Below are 1,626 nucleotides of genomic sequence, written 5' to 3' on the forward strand. Positions count from 1 at the left end.
ATTTAATTACAAACCACAAGTAAGCACAAAAGAACTTATGGAACAAGCTAGAGAAAATATAAAAATATAAATGAATGATCTTTTTCAAACTCTGGGTGAAAGCATAAAGCAAATCGACTTCCACCCACGCTTTCTTAGGACTTACCAAAGGCAAAAGTCCTGATAAGCTTGATAAAGTAGATGAAACATTAAGACAAGAATATCTTAAAAACAAAGAATTTAAATTAATTAAAAGTATTAAGTAGATTGGTTATAATAAAACAATTTATCTATATTAGGAGTAAATTTGCAAATTCCTATTTATTCTAAACTCAAAGAAAAACTAGAAAGCAAAGGAATAGACAATATATCAAGTGGGCAAATTGCTTGGTGTTTAGGGAGTGGCTATATTGCTTTAATATGTGCTGTATTTGTTGTTATATATAAACTCAAGAATTTGGAATTTGAGCTTTATATTGTTTTTTTCTTTCCTATCTTGCTATTTTATATTGCTATATTTTGGTTTATTTTTTTAAGTTTTTATAAAAACTTCTTTTTTATTCATCTTTTTTGCTATTGTTTTATGTATATTTTTAATATAATTTTTAATGATTTTTATTTAAATCTTGCAATAATAAATATTTTATTAATGATAATATGGTTTTTTTTGTTAAATTGCATTTAAAATTTAAATTTTTATTTTTAATGATGTATTTTTGTTTTGAAATTGCAATATTTATAGGAATAATACCTTATGGACTTTTAGAAGGAACTATTTCGAAATGAAAGAAATAATAAAATATTATGTAGCAATTTATGTAGATGAGTTATTAGAAGATGAAATGTTAAAGCATGTTGATTTTTCTTTGCTATTTGAAGCAAAATTTTCTCAAATTTCTAAGCAAATCGACTTCCACCCACGCTTTCTTAGGACTTACCAAAGACAAAAGTCCTGATGAGCTTGATAAAGCAGATGAAACATTAAGACAAGAATATCTTAAAAACAAAGAATTTAAATTAATTAAAAGTATTAAGTAGATTGGTTATAATAAAACAATTTATCTATATTAGGAGTAAATTTGCAAATTCCTATTTATTCTAAACTCAAAGAAAAACTAGAAAGCAAAGGAATAGACAATATATCAAGTGGGCAAATTGCTTGGTTTGTATGTAGTGTAGGGATTTTTATCATTCCTATGGTATATTTTTATATCAGTAATAATTATGATCAATTCACTATTTTATTTATTATGTTATTTATTTTTATATTGAATATGCTTTATATTAAAAATTTTTTTGCATTATTGTTGCTTGTGATATTAATATTTATATATATGAAATATCATGAGTTTATCTATAATTTTAAAATTTTATTTTTTATTTTTGCACCTATAATTTTTATCTTTTTAAGAGCTTGGAGAATTTTAATAACTTTTTTATGTGGATATATTTTTTTAGTGGCTATGGTATATATATTTGAGTTATTAGGAGGATTTTATAAATGAAATATTATGTTACGATTTATATTGATCCATTGGTAGAATGTTTTTTGGATTTTAAAAATCAGTGTTACTGGCAAAGAGAAGATTTCACCCACGCTTTCTTAGGACTTACCAAAGGCAAAAGTCCTGATGAGCTTGATAAAGC

The 1,626-nt window shown here is 23.9% G+C and carries 2 protein-coding genes; both read left to right on the top strand.

Annotated elements, in window-relative coordinates; translation table 11 throughout:
• Positions 1 to 761: 761 nt before the first annotated feature.
• Complete coding sequence (locus AJ886_RS10610) at positions 762 to 935, top strand: hypothetical protein (protein WP_186820748.1); 174 nt, start codon at positions 762 to 764, stop codon at positions 933 to 935.
• A gap of 123 nt (positions 936 to 1,058) precedes the next feature.
• Positions 1,059 to 1,484: a hypothetical protein gene (locus tag AJ886_RS07955; RefSeq protein ID WP_044794538.1), complete on the top strand. Its 426-nt coding sequence runs from the start codon at positions 1,059 to 1,061 to the stop codon at positions 1,482 to 1,484.
• Positions 1,485 to 1,626: the final 142 nt, after the last annotated feature.

This window comes from Campylobacter sp. BCW_6465, assembly GCF_001762815.1.
Lineage (GTDB): Bacteria > Campylobacterota > Campylobacteria > Campylobacterales > Campylobacteraceae > Campylobacter_D > Campylobacter_D jejuni.